A 22,403-nucleotide genomic window follows, 5' to 3' on the forward strand; every position below is an offset into this window, starting at 1 on the left:
TCATTCAGCCCCTGAGCACGCGCCCGGCCACCGCGTCGAGCTTCGCCAGCAGGGCCGGGTCGCGGAAGGCGGGCGCCGTGATCAGCGCGTTGTCGAGCGCGTTGTGCGAGCCGGCCGGGCAAGGCTCGCGCTCCGCCGGAAAATCGGCCGCGAGCCGCGCGACGAGCCGGCGCGCCTTGTCCGCATTCTCGTGCAGGACCGCGACCACCGAGGCGACATCGACCGCGCCATGCAGCTCATGCCAGCAGTCGTAGTCGGTCACCATCGCGACCGTGGCATAGGTGATCTCGGCTTCGCGCGCGAGCTTGGCCTCGGGCATCGCGGTCATGCCGATCAGGTCGTAGCCGAGCCCGCGATAGGTCATCGATTCCGCATAGGTCGAGAATTGCGGCCCCTCCATCGTGACCAGCGTCCCACCCCGCACGAAAGGCAGTTCCTCGGCCTCGGCCGCCGCCGCGATCCTGCCCTGCAGCGCCGGCCCGACCGGATGGGCGACCGAGACATGCGCAACGCAACCCCGGCCGAAGAAGGAGCTCTCGCGCCGGCTGGTGCGGTCGACGAACTGGTCGACCAGGACGAAGAGGCCGGGATAGAGCTCCGCTTTGTAGGAACCGCAGGCCGAGAGCGAGACGAGGTCGGTCACGCCGGCGCGCTTGAGCACGTCGATATTGGCGCGGTAGTTGATCTCGGACGGAGGAATGGCGTGGCCACGCCCATGCCGGGGCAGGAAGACGATCTTCGTCGTGCCGACCCGGCCGATCCGCAGCGTATCCGACGGTTCGCCCCAGGGACTTTCGATCCGCTCCTCCCGAAGGTCGCTGAGGCCCGGCAGATCGTAGATGCCCGATCCGCCGATGATTCCGAGAACGGCTTCGCTCATGATCGATTCCTCAAACATCGGATCATCCCGAAAAGTGGCAGTCACATTTCGGGATGATCCGATGCGATAACGAATATGCAGACCGCCGTGACCGCGTCCGGCAGGACGCGCGGCGATCTGGTGCGGGCGCGGAAGGGACCATCTTTCGATGACGGTCGCAATACGGTCGGCCGCAATGGCGATCGGCGCGCCTCGCGGCGCAGCGCGACAGCGCGCATGAAAAAGGCCCCGTTTCCGGGGCCTTTTCTGGGATATCGTTGCTGCTCAGTGAGCCGGCGAACCGTCCGGCATGCGCGACCACACCTTCTTCTTGGTGTAGTAGAGCAGCCCCGCGAAGATCACCAGGAACAGCATGACCTGCATGCCCAGGCGCTTGCGCGCTTCCAGATGCGGCTCCGCCATCCAGACCATGAAGGCGGCGACGTCGCGAGCGTACTGATCCGCCGTCTCCGGGACCGGCGACTTGCCGTCCGCGCCCTTCGGATACTCGACCTGCCCGTCGGACAGCGGGTTCGGCATCGCGATCAGATGGCCGGGCATGAACTCGTTGTAGTTCTGCCCCGGCAGCAGGGTGACGCCCGCGGGCGGCTCCTTGTAGCCGGTCAGCAGGGCGTGGATATAGTCCGGCCCCTGCTCCTGATACTGGGTGAAGATGTCGAAGATGAAGGTCGGGAAGCCGCGGGTGTAGGTGCGGGCCTTCGCCAGGACCGAGAAGTCCGGCGGGTAGGCGCCGCCCTGGGCCGCGCGCGCCGCCTGCTCGTTCGGGAACGGCGACGGGAAGGCGTCGGCCGGCCGGCCCGGCCGCTCGAACATCTCGCCCTGGTCGTTCGGGCCGTCCTTGATCTGGTAGGTCGCGGCGAGCGCGGCGACCTGACCGGCCGAGAATTCCGGGCCGCCGGGCTGCGACAGGTTGCGGAAACGCACCAGGCTGGCGCCGTGGCAGGCCGCGCAGACTTCCTTGTAGACCTTGAAGCCGCGCTGCAGCTGGGCCCGATCGAAGGTGCCGAACGGACCGGCGAAGGACCAGCTAAGCGCCGGCGGCTTCGGGGCACCCTCGGCGGCCTGGGCTGCCGGCTGGAAGAGCGCCAGCGACAGGCCGGCGGCGAGCCCGGTCAGGGCGAGACGAAACGAGGTTCTGCTCATGGTTCCGTCAGCCCTTGACGTTCGGTTCGGCAGCGGTGGCGGCCGCCATGCGGGCCGCCGAGCCGTTCTTGGCGGAAGCGGCCAGTACCGCATCGGCGATCGAGGTCGGCAGCGCCTTCGGCCGCTCGAACAGGCCGACGACGAACAGCGCCACGAAGAAGCCGAAATACAGCACGGTGAAGATCTGCGAGGCGATGACGTAGCCACCCTCGGCCGGCATGGCGCCGAGATAGCCCAGGCCGATGCAGACCGCGAGGAAGGCCCAGAAGAGCTGGCGCGCGATCGGCCGGTAGCTCATCGACTTGACCTTGGAGGTGTCGATCCAGGGCAGGAAGGCGAGCACGACGATCGCCGAGCCCATGGCCAGCACGCCGCCGAGCTTGTCGGGGATGGCGCGCAGGATCGCGTAGAATGGCAGGAAGTACCATTCCGGGACGATGTGCGCCGGCGTCGCAGCCGGGTTCGCAACGATGTAGTTGTCCGCATGCCCCATGTAGTTCGGCTGGTAGAACACGAACCAGGCGAACACGATCATGAACACGACCATGCCGAAGATGTCCTTCACCGTCGCATAGGGCGTGAAGGGCACGGTGTCCTTCTCGACGTTCTTCACCTCGACGCCGGTCGGGTTGTTCTGGCCGACATGGTGCAGCGCCCAGACGTGCAGCACGACGACGCCGAAGATCATGAACGGCAGCAGGTAGTGCAGCGAGAAGAAGCGGTTCAGCGTCGGGTTGTCGACCGAGTAGCCGCCCCACAGGAAGGTCACGATCGTCTCGCCGATCACGGGCAGCGCCGAGAACAGGTTGGTGATGACGGTCGCGCCCCAGAAGGACATCTGGCCCCAGGGCAGGACGTAGCCCATGAAGGCGGTCGCCATCATCAGCAGGAAGATCACCACGCCGAGGATCCAGAGCACCTCGCGCGGCGCCTTGTACGACCCGTAGTAGAGCCCGCGGAAGATGTGGACGTAGACGGCGACGAAGAACATCGAGGCGCCGTTGGAGTGCAGGTAGCGCAGCAGCCAGCCGTAGTTCACGTCGCGCATGATGTGCTCGACGGAGTTGAACGCCATCGTCGCATGCGGGGTGTAGTGCATCACCAGGATGATGCCGGTGACGATCTGCGCCACCAGCATGAACACGAGGATGCCGCCGAAGGTCCAGAGATAGTTGAGGTTGCGCGGCACCGGGTAGGACACCGCCGAATCATGCGCGAGCCGGACGATCGGCAGACGGGCATCAAGCCAGCGTTCGATGCCGGTCTTCGGAACGTAGGAACTGTGACCACTCATGAAGAATGCCTCAAGGCTGTCTCATCTTGGCGGGAAAGCGTCGAGCGCATTGCTCAGCCGATCTTGATCTTGGTGTCCGCGGTGAAGGCATAGGGCGGAACCGGCAGGTTGAGCGGTGCCGGGCCCTTGCGGATGCGGCCGGAGGAATCGTAGTGCGAGCCGTGGCAGGGGCAGAACCAGCCATCATAGTCGCCCTTCGGCTCGCCGGGAGCGTTGCCGAGCGGCACGCAGCCAAGATGGGTGCAGTTGCCGTAGACGATGAGGAAGCGCTCATGGCCGGCCTTGGTGCGCTGCTGGTCGGTCTGCGGGTCGCGCAGCGTGGCGATATCGACCGCGAGAGCCTCGTCGACCTCCTTCTTGGTGCGGTGGCGCACGAAGATCAGCTTGCCGCGCCAGAACAGCTTGATGGCCTGGCCTTCGGCGACGGGCGAGAGGTCGAGATCGATCGGGGCGCCGGCGGCGACGGTCTGCGCGTCGGGAGCAAGCTGGCTGATCAGCGGGACGACGACGGCACCGATGCCGACGGCGCCGGCGGCGCCGGTCGCGAGCATCAGGAAATCGCGGCGGGTTGTTCCGGTCGATGTATCGGTCGCGTGCGCCACGATCCAATCCCTCTCACACTTCTCGCGAGCTGGAACAGCTCGAAATTGTCGTCTGTCGCCCTCATAGGGGCGCGCCGCTTCCGCCGCAATGCGGCGGTGCGTCACCGTGGGCTCTTTGACATGCAGATTGGACGAAGTCTACTGTCGCGAACGCCCCAGCCATGCATGGCGCACAGTCCGCCGACGAGGGCGTCAGACGGCGAGCTTTTCCGGATCCGCAGCGGCGAGGAAGCCGCCCGATTGCCGTGCCCATAGCCTTGCATAGAGGCCGCCGCGGGCGATCAGCTCGCCATGGCTCCCGCTGTCGACGATCCGCCCGCGATCGAGCACGATCAGCCGGTCGAGCGCCGCGATCGTCGAAAGCCGATGCGCGATCGCGATCACCGTCTTGCCCTGCATCAGCGCGGCGAGCTGCTGCTGGATGGCGGCCTCCACCTCCGAATCGAGCGCCGAGGTCGCCTCGTCGAGGATCAGGATCGGCGCGTCCTTGAGCAGCACGCGCGCGATGGCGATGCGCTGGCGCTGGCCGCCGGAAAGCTTCACGCCGCGCTCGCCGACCCGCGAATCGAAGCCCTCGCGCCCGTCCTGATCGCCGAGGCCGAGGATGAAGTCATGGGCCTCCGCCTGGCGCGCCGCGGTCGCGATCTCGGCGTCGCTTGCGCCTATCCGGCCATAGGCGATGTTGTCGCCGATCGAGCGGTGCAGCAGCGAATTGTCCTGCGTCACCATGCCGATCTGCGCGCGCAGCGAGTCCTGCGTGACATGGGCGATGTCCTGCCCGTCGATCAGGATGCGTCCGCCTTCGAGCGGGTAGAGCCTGAGCAGCAGGTTCACCAGCGTCGACTTGCCGGCCCCGGACGGACCGACCAGCCCGACGCGTTCGCCCGGCTTGATGGCGAGGTCGAGCCCGTCGAAGAGCCCTCCCCCCTTTCCATAGTTGAATCGGATGTTCTCGAAGCTGATCGCGCCCTTGCCGATGGCGAGCGGCACGGCATCCGGCGCGTCGGGCAGATCGTGCGGCTTGGCGATCGTCTCCATGCTCTCCTGCACGGAACCGATATTCTCGAAGATGCCGCGCACGAGATGGATCAGCCAGCTCGACATCTGGACCAGCCTCAGCACCAGGCCGATCGCGGCGGCGACCGCGCCCGGCGTCATCTCGCCCTGGCTCCACAACAGCAGCGCGAGCCAGGCGGTGGCGACCACCAGCAGGCTGTTCATCGTCTGCAGGATGACGCTGACGCCGGTGATCAGCCGCGACAGGTTGAGGAAGGAAGCGTTCCACCGCGTCAACGAGTCGCGCACCGCCGAGCGTTCTGCGTCGGCGCGCGCGAACAGCTTCACCGTCAGGATGTTGGTGTAGGAATCGACGATGCGCCCCGTGGTCGTCGAGCGGCCGAGCGAGTTCGCCTCGGAGCGCTTCTTGGCGCGCGGCACGAAATAGATCAGCAGCGCGACATAGGCGCCGAGCCAGACCACGACCGGCAGCGCCAGCCACAGGCTGGTCCTGCCGAAGAAGCCGATCGCGACCGAGGCGAAGACGAGCGCGTACCAGAGGTCGTCGATGACCTCGATCGTCGCCCCGCGGATCGACTGCCCCGCCTGGATGACGCGCGCCGAGAGCCGCCCGGCGAAATCGTTCTGGAAATAGCCGAGCGCATGGCCGAGCGTGTAGACATGGTTGCGCCAGCGGATCTGGTTGGTGATCTGCGGCACCACCACCTGGTCGACGATGGCGTGGTTGGCGAAATAGATTAGCGGCCGGACTACGACGAGCAGGAATGCGGCTCCGGCGAGCAGCCAGCCATGGTCGCGGAAGATCGTCTCGGGCGACTGCGTCGCCAGCAGGTCGACGAACCAGCCGACCATCAGATACATCGCCGCCTCGATGCCGCTGAAGCCGAGGCCGGTGATCATGATCGCCGCCATCCAGCCCTTCACGCCCTTGATGTGGTGCCACATGAAGGGCCACACGCCGCGCGGCGGCGTCTCGCGCTCGTCGAAGGGGGCGAAGACGTCGATTCGGCTTTCGAGCCAGCGGAAGAGCGGAGCGAACATGTCTGCCCTCCTCTGGATCGGCATGACGACGGATTCGAGGCAGGATATGGCCCTCGCCCCGGCGAATGGCCACCCTGCTTGACGCATATCCGGGCGTCACCGCATGACAGGGTCATGCTGCGCCTCGCCCTGTTCCAGCCGGACATCCCGCAGAACGCCGGCACGATGATCCGGATGGCGGCCTGCCTCGGCATTGCCGTCGACATCGTCGAGCCCGCGGCCTTCGACGTGTCGGACCGGCATTTCCGCCGCTCGGGCATGGACTATCTCGAGCGCGCCGCCGTGATGCGCCACGATTCCTTCGCGGCTTTCGAGCGCTGGCGCCACGACCATGGGCACCGCCTCGTCCTTGCGGAGACCGATGGCACGACCCCATTATCTGATTTCGTCTTCCGGCCCGACGACATCGTACTGGTGGGACGCGAGTCGGCCGGCGTCACGCCCGCAGTGCAGGCCGCGGCCGAGGCCAGCCTCCACATTCCGATGCGGGCGGGATTGCGTTCGCTCAATGTCGCATTGGCCGCGGCGATGGTAATGGGCGAGGCGTTGCGACAGACAGGCGGCTTTCCGGGCCGCGACGGAAACGACCATGGACACCCCGAAGCCAGCTGATGCTCCCCCGGCCGATCCCGCCCTCGTCGAGGCGCTGAAACCACGCGCCAGCGCCTGGTTCGAGAATCTGCGCGACCGCATCTGCGCCGCCTTCGAGGCGATCGAGGACGAGGCGGCCGGCCCCTTCCCGGCCGAGACGGACGAGCCCGGCCGTTTCGCCCGCACGCCCTGGCAACGGACCAACCATGACGGCACGCCCGGCGGCGGCGGCGTGATGTCGATCATGAAGGGCCGGGTCTTCGAGAAGGTCGGCGTCCATGTCTCGACCGTGCATGGCAGCTTCCATCCCGATTTCGCCGGCCAGATTCCCGGCGCCGCCGAGGATCCGCGCTTCCACGCCACGGGCATCTCGCTGATCGCCCATCCCTGGAACCCGCACGCGCCGACCGTGCACATGAACACCCGCCTCGTGGTCACGACGAAGCCCTGGTTCGGCGGCGGCGCCGACCTGACGCCGGTGCTGATGGCGCGGCGCAGCCAGGACGACCCGGATTCGCGGGATTTCCACGGCGCGATGCGCCGCCCCTGCGAGCACTTCCCGGCCGTGGCCGACTATCCGCGCTTCAAGCGCTGGTGTGACGACTACTTCTTCCTGAAGCACCGCAACGAGCCGCGCGGCATTGGCGGCATCTTCTACGACTATGTCTGGACCGGCGATGTCGAGGCCGATTTCGCCTTCACCCGGGCGGTGGGCGAAGCCTTCCTCGACATCTATCCCAGCATCCTCTGCCGCAATATCGGCAAGCCCTGGAGCGAGGCCGAACGGCACGAGCAGCAGGTGCGCCGCGGCCGCTATGTCGAGTTCAACCTGCTCTATGATCGCGGCACGATCTTCGGGCTGAAGACCGGCGGCAACGTCGATTCGATCCTGTCCTCGATGCCGCCGACGGTGCGCTGGCCCTAGAGCCGGCTCGCGGCATCGAGCAGCGCGAGCTGCGCCTCCCGATCGGCCGGGCAGCCGGCCTCGATCCAGAGCCGGCGCGCCTCCGCGAGGACCTGCCCCACCCGCTCGCCTTTCGGCACGCCGCGCGCCAGCACGTCCTGCCCGCGCGGCAGGAAGGCGGGCGTCGCGCCGAGCTGGCCGATGAGCTTCTGGACCTGCCTTCCGGTCTCGGCGTCGGTCGAGCCTGTCAGCAGCACGAGGGCAGCCGCCGCCGCATCGCTCCCGGCGCGGTCGGCGACGATGCGCAGCAGGACCAGCGACGGCGGCTCGGCCCGCCCGCCGAGGCCTTCCAGCGCCTGCGCGATCCGGTCGATCCGGTCGAACTCCTCGTTGGACAGCCGCAGCCGCTGGCGCAGCCGCGGCGCGTCCTCCCGCACCGACACCGCCAGGGCCGCCAGCCGGAAGGCCGGATAGACGCCGTCACCGCCCGCGCCCGCCACCGCGGCGAAGCGGGAAAGATGCGGCACGGCGCCGATCACCGGCATCAACAGCCCCGCCCCCGCCATCGCGTCGAGCGTGGCGGCCGCGCCCGGCGCGGCCAGGAGCTTCATCAGCTCCGCCCGGACGCGCTCCCGCGAAAGACCGGCGAGCCCGGCCCGCCCGGCGATGCAGGCGCGCAGCCCCTCGCCATCGGGAGCGCCCACGCCGTAGCGGGCATGGAAGCGGAAGAAGCGGAGGATGCGCAGGTAATCCTCGCGGATGCGCGCCTCGGCCTGGCCGATGAAGCGCACGCGCCGCTGCGCGAGATCGGCGAGGCCGTCGCTGTAGTCGTGGAGCGCGCCGCTCCGATCGAGCCCCAGCGCGTTGATCGTGAAGTCGCGCCGCAGCGCATCGGCGGCGAAATCGCGGCCGAAGACGACCTTGGCCCGGCGCCCGTCGGTTTCGACGTCGCGCCTGAGCGTCGTCACCTCGAAGCTCGCGCGCCCCGAGACCAGCGTCACCGTGCCGTGCTCGATCCCCGTCGGGACGGCCTTGAACCCGGCTTTCCGGCCGCGGCGGATCGTCTCAGCGGGCAAGGCCGTGGTGGCGAGGTCGACATCGTTCGCCGCCTCGCCGAGCAGGAGATTGCGCACCGCGCCGCCAACGATGCGGGTTTCCTCGCCCTCGCCGTTCAGCGCCTCGAGCAGGCGCGCCAGGAGGGGCTCCGCGAGGAAACGCGCGACCGCCTCCGCACGCTCCCGGCTCATTTGAACCGGCCGGGCACGAGCACCCCGTTCTCCATATGCGGCGGCTCGTAGGCGCCCTGGCTGCGCGGGGCGATGAAACCGGTGTAGGTGAGCACGCCGATCGCCAGAAGCAGCCCGGCGACGGCCAGCCAGAAGGCGTGGCGGCTCCAGTGCTCGACGTCGAAGGGATTGCGCCGCCGCACGACGAGATAGGCCGCGAAGAGGCAGAAGGGCAGGACGAAGAGCAGAATCTCTTCGATGATCGCGCGCAGCATCGGTCTCGTCGTTCCCCGGCGCGCACTTCGCGCAAAGACAAGCTCAACCGGCCAGACGTTCGTAGAGGTTACGGATCATGCCGGCGGTCGCCCCCCAGATATAGCGACCCTCGAACGGCATCGCATAGTATGTGCGGAAATGTCCCTGCCACTCCCGTCCCTCGCGCTTGTGGTTGGTCGGATCGAGCAGGAAGGAGAGCGGGGTCTCGAAAGTCTCGTCGACCTCGTGATGGTTGATCGTCAGCGAGAAGGGCGGCTCGATCAGCGCCACCACCGGCACGATGCGGTAGCCGGTCCCCGTCAGATAGGCGTCGAGGAAGCCGAGCGTCCGGATATGCCGGCGCGACAGGCCGATCTCCTCCTCGGTCTCGCGCAGCGCCGTGACGACCGGCGAGCCATCGGTGGCGTCGACCCTCCCGCCGGGAAAGGCGACCTGGGCCGAGTGACTGCGCAGCGCCGCCGCCCGCTGCGTCAGCAGCATGGTCGGCCCCGAGGCGCGCGGCACGATGCCGATCAGCACCGCGGCCGGCACTGCCCGCTTCTCGTCGGGGATCGGCACGGACTGGGGCTGGTTCTCATGGTCGCCGCGCGGGCGGGCGATGAGGTCGCCCAGCGCCGGCGGCTCGGGGCGCAGCCGGGCACGCGCCAGTTCCGCGAAGGTCTCGGTGCTGAGATTCAGGGCCTGGCCAATGATGGTCACGTCTCGATGCCTTCGATCTCGCTTGCCGGCAGCGCCGGGTAGAACTGCCCCGCCGCGGCGATGCCGAACATCGCCTGCCCATCGACCTCGCGCACCTCGCCGAGCGCCAGCAGGTCGTAGGTCAGCGCCCGCGTCAGCCGCGCCCAAAGGCCGCGCCTCACATGCACATAGGGCTTCAGCCCATCCTGCGCAGCCCGCTCGAAACGCAAGGGATGCTCCGGGCCGACGCAGAGCAGGTTGTCGACATGGGTCCGGAAAGCGATGCTGCGGCCGCCGTCCTCCCCGTCGACCTGCATCTCGACCGCCTGGAAGGGCGCATCCTCGACCTTGAGGCCGACCTTTTCGACCGGGGTCACGAGAAAGTAATCGTCGCCCTCGCGCTTCAGCACCGAGGAGAAGAGCTTCACCAGGGCCGGCCGGCCGATCGGCGTCCCCAGATAGAACCAGGTGCCGTCGGCGGCGATGCGCATGTCGAGATCGCCGCAGAATGGCGGATTCCAGCGCTCGACCGGCGGCAATCCGCGCCCTTTGGCGCCGCCCAGCGCCGCCATCAGCCGATCCATCGCATTGCCCGGAGCCGTCATCGGAAGACCTGTCGCCGCCCGCTGCGGCATTGGTTGCATCGCGTTTCCGCCTTGAACTCCACATAATCGTGAAGCCGAGATGTGTGTAGCGTCCCACTCGGTGCTTGAGCCAGGGGAGAGGCCCGTCCACATTGAAGGGTGGAGTCTCCCGGCTGGACCGGGAGGCGGCGCGCGGCATGAGAGTGAAGGAGACCGATATGGCGGAGCAAGCCCGGTCAGGCGAGAGCAATTCCCCGATCGATCTCGACAGCAGCGTCGTCGAGGCGGCCGAAGCCGCGCTCGGCGCCATCGGCTCGGCGCGCAAGGAAATCGGCCAGGTCATCTTCGGCCAGCAGAAGGTCGTCGACCTCTCGCTCGTCACCCTGCTTGCCGGCGGCCATGGGCTGCTCGTCGGCGTGCCCGGCCTCGCCAAGACCAAGCTCGTCGAGGCCATGGGCACCGTGCTCGGCCTCGCCGCCCGGCGCGTCCAGTTCACGCCGGACCTGATGCCGTCCGACATCCTCGGCTCCGAGGTGCTCGACGAGAGCGCCGACGGCAAACGTCATTTCCGCTTCATCAAGGGCCCGGTCTTCGCCCAGCTCCTGATGGCGGACGAGATCAACCGCGCCTCGCCCCGCACCCAGTCCGCGCTGCTGCAGGCGATGCAGGAGCACCACGTCACCGTGGCCGGCGAGCGCTACGACCTGCCGGCGCCCTTCCACGTGCTGGCTACGCAGAACCCGATCGAGCAGGAAGGCACCTATCCCCTTCCCGAGGCCCAGCTCGACCGCTTCCTGCTCGAGATCGACGTCGACTATCCCGACCGCGAGGCGGAGCGGCGCATCCTGCTCGAGACCACCGGCGCCAAGGAATACAGGCCGGCACAGGCGATGGCCGCCGAGACGCTGATGTCGATCCAGCGCCTCGTCCGCCGCCTGCCGGTGGGCGAAGCGGTGGTGGATGCGATTCTCGACCTCGTCCGTTCGGCGCGCCCCGGCGAGGGCGATGCCTCCGTCACCAGCAAGCTCGCCTGGGGCCCCGGCCCGCGCGCCAGCCAGTCGCTGACGCTCGCCGTGCGCGCTCGCGCCCTCGTCGAGGGCCGGCTCGCCCCCTCCGTGGACGATGTCGCCGCGCTTGCCCTGCCCGTCCTGAAACACCGCGTCGCGCTGACCTTCGCCGCCCGCGCCGATGGCGAGACCGTCGAAGCCGTGGTCGGCAAGCTCGTGGAACGGCTGGGATAGGCCGATGCTGCGCATGCGCGTCCTGAGTCCGAGCGAGCGGAAACCCGCCAAGCCGATTCTCACCGAATCGCTCGACCTTGCCGCGCGCCTGCCGCGCCTCATCCTCGAGGCCCGCCGCGTCTCGGCCAGCATCCACGGTATCCATGGCCGGCGCCGCTCCGGCCCGGGCGAGACCTTCTGGCAGTATCGCCCGCTGGTCGCCGGCGAATCCGCCTCGCGCATCGACTGGCGCCGCTCGGCCCGGGACGGCCATCTCTTCGTGCGCGAGCGCGAATGGGAAGCCTCGCATTCGATCTGGCTCTGGATCGACCGGTCGCCCTCGATGGGCTTCGCATCCTCGCTGGCGATGGCGCCCAAGGTCGACCGTGCGCTGGTGGCCGGCTTCGCCCTGGCCGAGACGATGGTCGATGGCGGCGAACGCGTCGGCCATCTCGGCCTGACGCGGGCGCTGGCCTCACGCCGGATCGTCGAGGTGCTCGCCCAGGCCCTCATCGCCGACAGCCGCAGCGAGGCCGACCTCCCGCCGGGCGAGCCGCTGCCGCGGCTGGCCGACGCCATCCTCATCACCGACGGGCTCTCGCCCGCCAGCGCTCTGGCGCAGCGCATCGCGACCATGGCGTCGTCGGGCGCGCGCGGGCATCTCCTGCTGATCGCCGACCCGATCGAGGAGACCTTCCCCTTCACCGGCCAGGCCGAGCTCTTCGACCTCGAGGACGGCCTCAGCCTGCGCGTCGGCGACGCCGGCGCCTGGGGCGAAGCCTATCGCCAGCGCCTGGCCGCGCATCGCGACGCGATCGCCGAATCCTGTCGCAAGGCAGGCTGGACCCTGACGCTGCACCGGACCGACCGGCCGGCCAGCGAGGCGGTCCTGCGCATCGCCAGCCTCGTCGCCGCCTCGCGCGGCGCGGCGCCTTTCTGAGGGGCCTGCCATGTTCAGCGCCCTCCCCTTGAGCTTCACCGCCCCGCTCGCACTGGCGGCGCTCGCTCTGCTGCCGGCGCTCTGGCTGATCCTGCGGGTGACGCCGCCGCGCCCGCGCCGGGTCGACTTCCCGCCGCTCAAGATCATGGCCGACCTCGTCGCCAAGCGGGAAATGCCGGCGCACACGCCCTGGTGGCTGCTGGCCATGCGGATGGCCACCGCCGCCCTCGCCATCCTGGCGGTCGCCGGCCCGATCTGGAACCCGGCGCGCGAAGGCGCCCCGCTGCGCGGCCCGGTTCTCCTTCTCGTCGACAACGGCTTCGGCGCCGCCTCCGACTGGCCGGACCGCGTCGCCGTCGCCGAATCGCGCATCGCCGCCGCGACGCGCGAGGGCCGCCCCGTCGCGGTCGTCGGCCTCGCGGAGGCGCCCGCGGCCATCGCGCTGGCGGAGCCGCGCGCGGCGCTCGACCGGCTGCGCGCGCTCGCCCTGCAGCCTCATGCGCCGGATCGCGCTGCGCATCTGCCGCGGATCGAGAGCTTCCTGCAGACCGCGCCCGAGGCCGAGATCGTCTGGATTGCGGACGGCCTCGGCGTTTCCGACGACGGCAGCTTCCAGGCGCGGCTGAAACAGCTCGCCGATGCGCGGCGCCTCTCGATCCATGCCGGTCCGCCGAACCAGCTCGCGCTCGCCGCGCCCGAGAACCTCGCCGGAGCGCTCAGCGTGAAGATCCTGCGTCCGACCGCAAGCGCACCGGCGACCGGGCAGGTCCGCGCCCTCGACCTGAAGGGCCTGCCGCTCGGGGACGCGCCCTTCATCTTCGAGGGCTCCGGCCTGGAGACGACGGCGCGCCTGACCCTGCCGATCGAGGTCCGCAACGCCGTCTCGCGGCTGGAGATCGTCGGGGCCGACAGCGCCGGCGCCGTCGCCCTGCTCGACGACCGGGCCAAGCGGCGCCGAATCGGCATCGTCTCGGGGTCTACCGCCGACACCGCGCAGCCGCTGCTGTCGCCGACCTACTACATCTCCCGCGCGCTCCAGCCTTTCGCCGAGGTGCGCGAGCCGCGCCAGGGCTCGACCGACCCGGTCGGCGAGCTGCTCGCGCAGAACCTCTCCGTGCTCGTCCTGGCCGATATCGGCGCACTCGACCGCGAGACCAGCGCCAAGGTTTCGGATTTCGTCGCCCGCGGCGGCGTGCTGCTGCGCTTCGCCGGGGCGCGCCTCGCCGCCTCCTCCGACGATCTGACGCCGGTCCGCCTGCGCCGCGGCGGCCGGACGCTCGGCGGCGGCCTCTCCTGGGAGACGCCGCGCAGGCTGGCGCCGTTCACCCGCGAGAGCCCCTTCTACGGGCTGACGATCAGCGACGATATCCGCGTCAACCGCCAGATCCTCGCCGAGCCGGAAGCCGAGCTCTCGCGCAAGACCTGGGCGGCACTGGAAGACGGCACCCCGGTCGTCACCGGGGAGCGCCGCGGCGACGGCCTGATCGCCATGGTCCATGTCACCGCCGACACCACCTGGTCGAACCTGCCGCTCTCCGGCCTCTTCGTCGAGATGCTGCGCAAGGTCGTCAATCTGGCCGGCACGGGCCCCGCGGCTGACACGCAAAGCGACGAGGCCCGCGTCGAAACACTGCCGCCGACGCGGGTGCTGGATGGCAATGGCCGCTTCCGCACGCCGCCGGCGACGAGCCAGCCCGTCGCGCGCAACCATGCCGGGCGCGCCACGCTCGCCCACCCGCCGGGCCTCTACGGACCGGCCGACGGCTCGCTCGCGGTTAATGCCTTGACCCCGAACGACAGGCTCGCGGCGCTGGATCTCGCAGGTCTCGGCGCGCCGATACTGCCGATCGACGAGCCGGTCGCGCGCGATGCCCGGCCGCCCCTGCTGGTATTGGCCTTGCTGCTGCTGATCGCCGACACCCTGGCGACGCTGTGGCTCGGCGGCCGCCTCGGCTTCGGCCGCGCCCGCAAGGCGGCGGCGCCGGCCGCCATCCTGATCGCCCTCGCCCTGGCCGGAATCCTCCAGCCGGATTCGGCCCGTGCCCAGCCGGTGCCGAAGCCGCCAGAGGCGGAGGCGCCGCGCCCGCCGATTCCGCGCGCGCTCCTCGCCAATGGCGCAGTGACGCGGCTCGCCTATGTCGTGACCGGCGACAAGGCCGTCGACGACATGTCGAAGGAAGGCCTCGCCGGCCTCAACACCGTCCTCGGCGCACGCACGGCGCTGGAGCCGGGCGATGCCGTCGGCGTCAATGTCGAGCGTGACGAGCTCGCCTTCTTCCCGGTGCTCTACTGGCCCGTGGTCGCCGGCCGGCCGCTTCCGACGGCAGAGACCCTGCGAAAGCTCGAAGCCTATATGAAGGGCGGCGGGCTGGTGATCTTCGACACGCGCGACGCGATGAGCGTGCGCCCCGGCGGCGGCACGACGCCGGAGGGCGACCAGCTCAAGCGCATGCTGCAGACGCTCGACATCCCCGAGCTCGAGCCGCTGCCGCGCGACCACGTCCTGACCAAGACCTTCTATATCCTCGACGAGCTCGTCGGCCGCTACGACACCGGCACGACCTGGGTCGAGACACTGCCGCCCGCCGACAGCGACGGCCGCCGCCCGGCCCGCGCCGGCGACAATGTCTCGCCGATCATCATCACCGCCAATGACCTCGCCGCCGCCTGGGCCATCGACCGGCGCGGCGAAGGCCGGGTGCCGCTCTCGGGCTCCGACCCGCGCCAGCGCGAGATGGCCCTGCGCGGCGGCATCAACCTCGTGATGTATGCCCTGACCGGCAACTACAAGGCCGACCAGGTCCATGTCCCGGCCCTGCTCGAACGCCTGGGGCAATGACCATGTGGAGCCTCTCCTTCGCCCCGCTGGTGCCGCTGCCGCTGCTGATCGGGCTCGCCGTGCTCGCGGCGCTCGCCGCCGGCGCCGCCCTGGTTCTCGCTGGCCGCGGCGCCATCCTGCGGGCGCTGGCGCTGGTCGTCCTGACCGTCGCGCTCGCCGACCCCTCGCTGGTCTTCGAGGAGCGCGAGCCGGTCAAGGACGTCGTTCCCGTGGTGGTCGACCGTTCGGCCTCGAACCGCCTCGCCGACCGCTCCGCCCAGACCGACGCCGCCGTGGCCGAGGTCGAGCGGCAATTGAACGGCATCCCCAATGTCGAACCGCGGATAGTCGAGCTGCGCGACGCCCAGGGCGCAAGCGACGGCACCCGCCTGTTCGAGACGCTGTCGTCGAGCCTCGCCGACGTTCCCTCCGAGCGCGTCGCCGGCGCCATCGCCATCACCGACGGCCTCGCCCATGACACGCCCGCCAATGCCGAGGCGCTCGGCCTGCGCGCGCCGCTCCATGTGCTGACCACCGGCCGCAATGCCGAGATCGACCGCCGCATCATGCTGGTCGATTCGCCGCGCTTCGGCATCGTCGGCAAGGATCAGGTCATCCGCCTGCGCGTCATCGACAAGAACGGTTCCAGCCGTGCCGGCCTCACCATCCGCCGCGACGGCGAGATCGTCGCCCGCCGCGACGTCGCGACCGGCCAGATCGTGCAGGTGCCGGTGCGCATCGACCGCGGCGGCCCGAACGTCGTCGAGATCGAGGCCGCGCCGCTCGACCGCGAGCTGACGCTCGCCAACAACCGCGCGGTCATTACAATTGAAGGAGTCAGGGACAAGCTGCGCGTGCTGCTGGTCTCGGGCGAGCCGCATCCGGGCGAGCGGACCTGGCGCAACCTGCTCAAGGCCGACGCCAATGTCGATCTCGTCCATTTCACCATCCTCAGGCCACCGGAGAAGCAGGACGGCACGCCGATCAACGAGCTCTCGCTGATCGCCTTCCCGACGCGCGAGCTGTTCCAGGTCAAGATCAAGGAATTCGACCTGATCATCTTCGACCGCTACGCCAACCAGTCGATCCTGCCGCTGCTCTATTTCGAGAACATCGTCCGCTATGTCCGCGACGGTGGCGCGCTGCTGGTCGCGGCCGGGCCCGAATATGCGGGATCGCAAACGCTGGCGCGCACGCCCCTCGGCCAGATCCTGCCGGCCGTGCCGGACGGCAGCGTCGTCGACGAGGCCTATCGCGCCCAGGTCAGCGAGCCCGGCAAGCGCCATCCCGTGACCCGCGACCTGCCAGGCTCGGAAGTCTCGCCGCCGCGCTGGGGCGAATGGCTGCGCATGGTCGGCGCGCAGGCACGTGCCGGCGCCTCCCCCGTCATGACCGGCCCCGGCGAACGTCCGCTGCTGATGCTCGCCCGCGAGCAGAAGGGGCGCGTCGCCCTCTTCCTCTCCGACCATGCCTGGCTCTGGGCCCGCGGCTTCCGCGACGGCGGCCCCTATCTCGACCTGCTGCGGCGCCTGAGCCACTGGCTGATGAAGGAGCCGGAGCTCGAGGAGGAGGCCCTGCGCGCCACTGCTCGCGGCGGCACCGTCGAGGTCGAACGCCAGACGCTGGGCGACAATCCCGCCCCCGTCACCATCACCGGCCCTGACGGCCAGTCCCGGACGGTGCCGTTCGAGCCGGGCCGCCCTGGCCTGTTCACCGCCCGGATCCCCGCCGGCGAGCAGGGGCTCTACAGGCTGACGGCCGACAATCTCACCGCCTTCGCCAATGTCGGCCCCGAGAACCCGCGCGAGCTGATGGAGGTGGTGAGCGATCCGGCCGCGCTCCAGTCTCTGGCGCAGGCTACCGGCGGCTCGTCCCGGCGCATCGGCCATGAGAGCGGCTCGGCCGTCAGCGTGCCGCGCATCGTGCCCGTGCGGTCCGGCAGCCAGTTCGCCGGCAATGACTGGATCGGCCTCAGGATCAGCGATTCCGGCATCGTGCGCGGGGTGCAGATCTCGCCGCTCTTCGTCGGGCTGCTCGGGCTCGCGATCCTGTTCGGCGCCCTCGTCGCCGGCTGGCTGGGCGAAAGCGGCCGCCGCTTCAGGCGTCAGGCGTGATCCGGCCCCGCAGATACCGGCGTCATTCTCGGGCGAAGCGAAGCGCAGACCCGAGAATCTCAAGACCAGAGAAAGCTGGTTTCCGCGATGCTCGGGTCAAGCCCGAGCATGACGGCAGGGCGGCCTTATTCAGCCCGCCGCCCGCGCCGACGTCACGGCACCGCGCCGCTGCTGCAGCACGCCTTCGACCAGCTCCAGCGCGAGGAAGCGCGCCGGATCGGCCGGCCCGGGCAGCACCAACTGGCCCGGCGGCAGCATCCTGAAGCCGAAACGCGCATAGTAGGGCTCGTCCCCGACCAGCATGATCAGGTCATGCCCGGCGTCCCGCGCCGCCTCGATCGAACGGTTCATCAGAGCGGACCCGATGCCGCGGCCGTCGAAGGCAGGATCGACCGTCAGCGGCCCGAGCATCAGCGCCCGATGGCCACCGGCGAGGACCGGCGTCACCTTGATCGACCCGACCAGGAAGGTGCCGACATGGGCGGCGAAGGACAGCGCCGGATCGGGTGGCACGCCCTCACGCAGGCGGAAGGCAGTGCGGGCGAAGCGGCCGGGGCCGAAGGCGCGCTCGTGCAGGCGTTCGATGGCGGCGGCGTCCACGGGCAATTCGTGGCGGATGGTCAGCGGCAGGGATGTCATGACGATAACGCGAGGCAGGAAGCAGATCGGCGGAGCGAGGGCAGGCGCGTTCGGGCGCAATGCCGGGCAGGCGCATTCAGCGCGCCGGTCGTCGCAGGTCTCGCAGGTCGTGCCCAATCGTCATGTCAGCGCCTCTAGCAGAGCTTCCGATCGCCGTCCATCCGTCTTCCGTCGCGCCGACCGATGCTTGTCGCCGGCGGTGTATTGGTCTCAACTCCGCGGTTCCGGAGCGCCGGAGAACCCGCGCTCGGGGCGACGCCGAGGCGCCGGACGCGGCGCTGCCTTTCGAAACGGAGGGAACCGATGTCCAAGCTCCCGTTGCGGGCCGCCGCCCTCGCTTTGGCGATCGGCGCCCTGCCCGCCCATGCCCAGCAGCCGACGCCGCCGAAGGAACCGGTCCGGGACGAGTTCTTCTGGCTCGGCGAGATCAACAAGGCGAGCACGGTGATCAATGCCGAGCAGGGCCTGCTCGACCGCGCGCTGGCGCCGAAGCTGGCGCAGGGTATCGCCAAGGTCATCGAGGCCGGCAACCAGCCCGGCGCGAAGCGGCCCTCGACCGTGATCACCTTCGAGCCGCTGATGATCGAGCAGGCCGGGGTCGAGGTCACGCTGATCCATGCCGGCCGTTCCAGCCAGGACATGCACGCGACCTACCGCGCCACGATCATGCGCGACCGCCTGCTGGCGCTCGCCGACCAGCTCAACCGGACGACGCGGACACTGGTGGAGCTTGCCGCCACGCATAAGGAGACCGTCGTCCCCAACTACACCAACGGCGTGGCCGCCCAGCCCAACAGCTACGGGCACTACCTCCTCGGCTTCGCCGCGGGCCTGGACCGGGACGCCCAGCGCATCCGCGAGATCTATGCCCGCCTCGACCGCTCACCCATGGGCACGACCGTGCTCAACGGCACGAGCTCGCCCCTCGATCGCCGGCGCATGGCGGATTATCTCGGCTTCGCCGCCCTCGTCGACAATGCCTATGACGCCTCGCAGATCGCCGCGGCCGACCTGCCGGTCGAAGCCGGCGGGATCGTCACCGGCATCGCGCTCCATGTCGGCGGCTTTGTCGAGGACGTGATGACGCAATACGCTCAGTCGCGGCCCTGGATCCTGCTGCGCGAGGGCGGCGGCAACACCTATGTCTCGAGCGCCATGCCACAGAAGCGCAATCCCGGCCTGCTGAACGGCACGCGCGAGGATGCCTCGACGGCGCTGTCGCTGGCGATGGGGCCGGTCTTCAGGGCGCACAACATCCCGCCTGGCATGCCCGACGCCAAGGATGCCAAGGCCAACGGCGCCATGATCGAGGGCGCGGGCAAGGCTCTGCACGGGCTCGACCGCATCCTGAAGGCGCTGGTCATCGACCCCGAGCGGGCCCTGGCGGAGCTCAACAGCGACTGGACAGCATCGCAGGAGCTCGCCGACGTATTGATGCGCAAATATGGGCTTCCCTTCCGCGCCGGCCACCATTTCGCATCGGAAATCGTCGACCACGCCAAGCTCAACGACATCAGGCCGACCGATTTCCCCTATGCGCAGGCGCAGGCGATCTATCGCAAGACGGCTGCGGAGATGCGCCTCTCCGCGGCAGAGCTGCCGATGAGCGAGGCCGAGTTCCGCGCGACGCTGGATCCGGTGGCGATCGTCAGGAACCGGGCCACCGCCGGAGGCCCCCAGCCCGCCGAGATGGACCGGATGCTCGCCGAGGCCCGCCAGCGCCTTGCCCAGCAGGATGGCTGGATCAAGGACAGGCGCGGGGCGATCGCGGCAGCGTTGGCGAAGCTCGACGCCGATTTCGGCAAGTTGGCGAAGGGCGCCAACTGAGGCGCAAGGCCGTCGCGGACGTCACCACTCCGCGGCGGCGGGCTTCCCGGCGATGATCTCGTCGAGCCTGCGCCGCGTCGCCGGCGTCGTTCCCTCGGGCAGGCGGTCCAAGGGGAAGAAGCCGGTTTCGGCGATCTCGCGATCCGGCTGCCTCACGCCCTCCACGACGAAGGAGCGGATGACGAAGACCGCGACATGGTCGCGACGCGAGATCCGGCCGTTGAAGAAGATGCCGTGCAGGATCGCAGGGCCCTTGATCGCGATATTGCCCTCCTCCGCCAGCTCGCGTTCCAGGGCGTCCCACATCGTCTCGCCGACCTCGACGCCGCCGCCCGGCAGGTACCAGCCGGGAATATAGCCGTGGCGGACGAGGAAGACCTCGTTGCGCTCGTTTAGCACCGCGGCGCGAACGCCGAAGGTCAGGCCGCGCACCAGCCGGAAATAGAGATGCAGCAGCCCACCGAGCAATCGCTGGCCGAAGGGGCGGCCTTCCTCATGGCCGGGAGTCTCGGGTCGGCTCTGGGATTGCATCTGAAGGACTCTCAAGGCCAGGTTAATTGTCTATGCAAAAAGCGCATGACGGACCGTCAACCAAGTCGCTTGCTCCATCACAAACGCACCCCAAATAGAGCGCATACAACAGCCGTACCCGCTGGGACCGATCAACATGCTGCTCTCTTTCATCATCGCCCGCCTGAGGGCCAAGCCGGCCTATGTCTGGAAGCCCGCCGTCACGCTGACCGATTCGCGTATCGTGTCCGAGCTGACCGGCGCTGCCAACTGAGCTCCTGAACACATCCGCTACCCAGGCGCGCCATCGGCGCGCTTGACGGCTGCCCTCTCGCGAGGGCAAGCGCTGGAGCGTGTTCAAGCTCGCGCATCTGTCCGACCCGCATCTCGGCCCGCTCGCCGGGTTCTCGCTGCATCAGCTCTTCGGCAAGCGTGCGACCGGCTATGTCAACTGGCGCCGCAAGCGCCGGCACGCCCATGACATGGAGATCCTGGCGCGCATCGTCGCCGATATCCATGCGCAGCGGCCGGACCATATCGCCTGCACCGGCGATGTCGCCCATATCGGCCTGCCGGACGAGTTCAAGACCGCCATCGCCTTCCTGGACACGCTCGGGTCGCGCGACACGGTCAGCTTCGTGCCGGGCAATCACGATGCCTATGCCCGCTCCTCGCTGAAACCCCTGGCCGGATTGCTCGCCCCCTGGATCGCCGGGGACGAGGGCCGCGCCGGCTATCCCTGGTATCGCCGCCGCGGGCCGGTGGCGCTGATCGGCGTCAACAGCGGCGTGCCGACCCTGCCGCTGATGGCCACGGGCCGCGTCGGCAGCGAGCAGATGGGCCGGATCGAGACGCTGCTCGACCGCGCCCGCGACGAAGGCCTCATCCGCATCGTGCTGATCCACCACCCGCCCTATGTCGGCGGCGCCAAGCGCGGCCGCGAGCTGGTCGACGCCGCCGCCTTCGAGGCCATGCTGAAGCGCAAGGGCGCCGACCTCGTCCTCCACGGCCATAATCACAGCTTCTCGCTGGCCTGGCGCCCCGGCCCCGGCCATGACGTGCCGATCGTCGGCGTGCCCTCGGCCTCGCTCGGCCCGCTCGGGCATGGCGAGCTCGGCACCTGGCACCTGTTCCGCATCGAAGGCGATGCGGCCACCCCGCGGATCACGCTGGAGCAGCGCGGCTTCGAGCCTGACGGCACGGTGATCCGCCGCCAGGAAATCGCGCTCCTGGGCGAGCGCGTCTGAACGGCCTGGGGCAAGCCCAGGCCGTATGCGCTGGCTTAGACGCAGCGACCGCCGTCGACGGCCAGCACCGAGCCCGTCACCATGTCGGCCTCGTCGGAGCAGAGGAACAGCGCCGCATTGGCGATGTCCTGCGGTGTCGAGAAGCGGCCCCACGGAATCGTCGAGGTGAAGGCCTTGCGCCGCTCGGGCGTATCCTCGCCCATGAAGGTCGCGAGCAGCGGCGTCTCGCCGGCGACCGGCGCGATCGCGTTGACGCGGATCTTGTCGGGCGCGAGCTCCACCGCCATCGACTGCGAGATCAGGTTCGCAGCGCCTTTGGAACCGTTGTACCAGGTCAGGCCCGGGCGCGGCCGCAGGCCCGCCGTCGAGCCGATGTTCAGGATCACGCCGCCGCCATGCTCGCGGAAATGCGGCACGGTCGCCCGCGCCATCAAGTAGATCGACTTCACGTTGACCGCGAAGATCCGGTCGAACTCCTCCTCGGTCACCTCGGTCATCGGCTTGTTGCGATGGGTGGTGCCGGCATTGTTCACGACGATGTCGAGCCGCCCGAACTTGGCGATGATCTTCTCGACCGCCTTGTCGACGCTCTTCGCCTTGCCGACGTCGCAGGTCACCGCGAAGGCCTTGCGGCCGATCGCCTTGGCGGCCTCCTTGGCCTTGTCGCCATTGATGTCCAGCACCGCGACGCGAGCGCCTTCGCGCACGAAGGTCTCGGCAATGCCGAAGCCGAATCCCTGCGCCGCGCCAGTCACCAGCGCCGTCTTGCCCTTCAGTCTCATGCTTGTCCTCATGCTTTGCGGTTGCGCGATGTTTGGAGCGATCGCGCGCGGCCGTAAATGCGCTTTTGCG

The 22,403-nt window shown here is 69.3% G+C and carries 20 protein-coding genes; 8 read left to right on the forward strand and 12 right to left on the reverse strand.

The features are described 5' to 3' along the window. Positions 1 to 4 precede the first annotated feature (4 nt). The 5 genes from B5Y19_RS02530 to B5Y19_RS02550 form a co-directional block, all read right to left on the reverse strand. Positions 5 to 880, reverse strand: a complete 876-nt coding sequence (locus B5Y19_RS02530) for an S-methyl-5'-thioadenosine phosphorylase (RefSeq protein ID WP_055729498.1) — start codon at positions 878 to 880, stop codon at positions 5 to 7. A 264-nt stretch (positions 881 to 1,144) separates the two neighbouring features. Continuing rightward, positions 1,145 to 2,023, reverse strand: coding sequence for a cytochrome c1 (locus tag B5Y19_RS02535; protein ID WP_055729464.1), 879 nt, complete (start codon positions 2,021 to 2,023; stop codon positions 1,145 to 1,147). Between the two features lie 7 nt (positions 2,024 to 2,030). Beyond that, complete coding sequence (locus B5Y19_RS02540) at positions 2,031 to 3,317, reverse strand: cytochrome b (RefSeq protein WP_055729463.1); 1,287 nt, start codon at positions 3,315 to 3,317, stop codon at positions 2,031 to 2,033. Positions 3,318 to 3,370: 53 nt separating this feature from the next. Further along, positions 3,371 to 3,919, reverse strand: a complete 549-nt coding sequence (petA, locus tag B5Y19_RS02545; protein ID WP_280174374.1) for a ubiquinol-cytochrome c reductase iron-sulfur subunit — start codon at positions 3,917 to 3,919, stop codon at positions 3,371 to 3,373. Between the two features lie 192 nt (positions 3,920 to 4,111). Beyond that, the gene (locus B5Y19_RS02550; protein WP_079591045.1) at positions 4,112 to 5,977 is read right to left on the reverse strand and encodes an ABC transporter ATP-binding protein; all 1,866 of its coding nucleotides are present in this window, start codon (positions 5,975 to 5,977) and stop codon (positions 4,112 to 4,114) included. Positions 5,978 to 6,091: 114 nt separating this feature from the next. Here B5Y19_RS02550 and B5Y19_RS02555 point away from each other — a divergent pair, with 114 nt between their 5' ends. Both B5Y19_RS02555 and hemF read left to right on the forward strand, forming a co-directional pair. Then, positions 6,092 to 6,589 carry a tRNA (cytidine(34)-2'-O)-methyltransferase gene (locus B5Y19_RS02555; protein ID WP_055729460.1) on the forward strand — a complete coding sequence of 166 codons (498 nt, stop codon included), beginning with the start codon at positions 6,092 to 6,094 and terminating at the stop codon, positions 6,587 to 6,589. Beyond that, positions 6,567 to 7,493 (forward strand): oxygen-dependent coproporphyrinogen oxidase, encoded by a 927-nt coding sequence (gene hemF / locus B5Y19_RS02560; RefSeq protein WP_055729459.1) that lies wholly within the window; start codon positions 6,567 to 6,569, stop codon positions 7,491 to 7,493. The genes B5Y19_RS02555 and hemF overlap by 23 nt, the downstream gene beginning before the upstream one ends. Here the strand turns inward: hemF and B5Y19_RS02565 are convergent. Genes B5Y19_RS02565 through B5Y19_RS02580 form a run of 4 tightly spaced genes read right to left on the reverse strand, consistent with a single transcriptional unit; the run spans position 7,490 to position 10,257 of the window. After that, positions 7,490 to 8,719 (reverse strand): CCA tRNA nucleotidyltransferase, encoded by a 1,230-nt coding sequence (locus tag B5Y19_RS02565; protein ID WP_055729458.1) that lies wholly within the window; start codon positions 8,717 to 8,719, stop codon positions 7,490 to 7,492. The genes hemF and B5Y19_RS02565 overlap by 4 nt on opposite strands. Continuing rightward, entirely contained in the window at positions 8,716 to 8,973 is a 258-nt protein-coding gene (locus B5Y19_RS02570) for a DUF6111 family protein (RefSeq protein WP_055729457.1), read from the reverse strand. The genes B5Y19_RS02565 and B5Y19_RS02570 overlap by 4 nt, the downstream gene beginning before the upstream one ends. A 43-nt stretch (positions 8,974 to 9,016) precedes the next feature. Next, positions 9,017 to 9,673 (reverse strand): CoA pyrophosphatase, encoded by a 657-nt coding sequence (locus tag B5Y19_RS02575; protein ID WP_055729456.1) that lies wholly within the window; start codon positions 9,671 to 9,673, stop codon positions 9,017 to 9,019. Further along, a complete protein-coding gene (locus tag B5Y19_RS02580; protein ID WP_244555452.1) occupies positions 9,670 to 10,257 on the reverse strand; it encodes a DUF1285 domain-containing protein in 588 nt (195 codons plus the stop codon). The genes B5Y19_RS02575 and B5Y19_RS02580 overlap by 4 nt, the downstream gene beginning before the upstream one ends. 197 nt (positions 10,258 to 10,454) lie before the next feature. On the opposite strand from B5Y19_RS02580, the gene B5Y19_RS02585 reads away from it, so the two are divergent. From B5Y19_RS02585 to B5Y19_RS02600, 4 genes are read left to right on the forward strand one after another with little or no spacing between them, the layout of a single operon-like run. Continuing rightward, positions 10,455 to 11,477 carry an AAA family ATPase gene (locus tag B5Y19_RS02585; protein WP_055729454.1) on the forward strand — a complete coding sequence of 341 codons (1,023 nt, stop codon included), beginning with the start codon at positions 10,455 to 10,457 and terminating at the stop codon, positions 11,475 to 11,477. Positions 11,478 to 11,481: 4 nt separating this feature from the next. Beyond that, positions 11,482 to 12,396: a DUF58 domain-containing protein gene (locus B5Y19_RS02590; protein ID WP_055729453.1), complete on the forward strand. Its 915-nt coding sequence runs from the start codon at positions 11,482 to 11,484 to the stop codon at positions 12,394 to 12,396. A gap of 10 nt (positions 12,397 to 12,406) precedes the next feature. Continuing rightward, on the forward strand, positions 12,407 to 15,235 hold the full coding sequence (locus tag B5Y19_RS02595) for a DUF4159 domain-containing protein (protein ID WP_055729452.1): 2,829 nt from the start codon (positions 12,407 to 12,409) through the stop codon (positions 15,233 to 15,235). A 2-nt stretch (positions 15,236 to 15,237) separates the two neighbouring features. After that, positions 15,238 to 17,328 (forward strand): hypothetical protein, encoded by a 2,091-nt coding sequence (locus tag B5Y19_RS02600; RefSeq protein ID WP_055729451.1) that lies wholly within the window; start codon positions 15,238 to 15,240, stop codon positions 17,326 to 17,328. 129 nt (positions 17,329 to 17,457) lie between these two features. Here the strand turns inward: B5Y19_RS02600 and B5Y19_RS02605 are convergent, their stop codons facing one another. Then, on the reverse strand, positions 17,458 to 17,967 hold the full coding sequence (locus tag B5Y19_RS02605; RefSeq protein WP_055729497.1) for a GNAT family N-acetyltransferase: 510 nt from the start codon (positions 17,965 to 17,967) through the stop codon (positions 17,458 to 17,460). 303 nt (positions 17,968 to 18,270) lie between these two features. Here B5Y19_RS02605 and B5Y19_RS02610 point away from each other — a divergent pair, with 303 nt between their 5' ends. After that, a complete protein-coding gene (locus tag B5Y19_RS02610) occupies positions 18,271 to 19,794 on the forward strand; it encodes an argininosuccinate lyase (protein ID WP_079591046.1) in 1,524 nt (507 codons plus the stop codon). Between the two features lie 21 nt (positions 19,795 to 19,815). On the opposite strand, the gene B5Y19_RS02615 is transcribed toward B5Y19_RS02610, so the two are convergent. Continuing rightward, positions 19,816 to 20,325: an NUDIX domain-containing protein gene (locus B5Y19_RS02615; RefSeq protein WP_079591047.1), complete on the reverse strand. Its 510-nt coding sequence runs from the start codon at positions 20,323 to 20,325 to the stop codon at positions 19,816 to 19,818. Positions 20,326 to 20,657: 332 nt separating this feature from the next. Between B5Y19_RS02615 and B5Y19_RS02620 the strand changes: the two genes are divergently transcribed. Further along, positions 20,658 to 21,551 carry a metallophosphoesterase family protein gene (locus B5Y19_RS02620; RefSeq protein ID WP_055729448.1) on the forward strand — a complete coding sequence of 298 codons (894 nt, stop codon included), beginning with the start codon at positions 20,658 to 20,660 and terminating at the stop codon, positions 21,549 to 21,551. 35 nt (positions 21,552 to 21,586) lie between these two features. On the opposite strand, the gene B5Y19_RS02625 is transcribed toward B5Y19_RS02620, so the two are convergent. Then, a complete protein-coding gene (locus B5Y19_RS02625) occupies positions 21,587 to 22,333 on the reverse strand; it encodes an SDR family oxidoreductase (RefSeq protein ID WP_055729447.1) in 747 nt (248 codons plus the stop codon). Positions 22,334 to 22,403: the final 70 nt, after the last annotated feature.

This window comes from Allobosea thiooxidans (genome assembly GCF_900168195.1).
GTDB lineage: Bacteria > Pseudomonadota > Alphaproteobacteria > Rhizobiales > Beijerinckiaceae > Allobosea > Allobosea thiooxidans.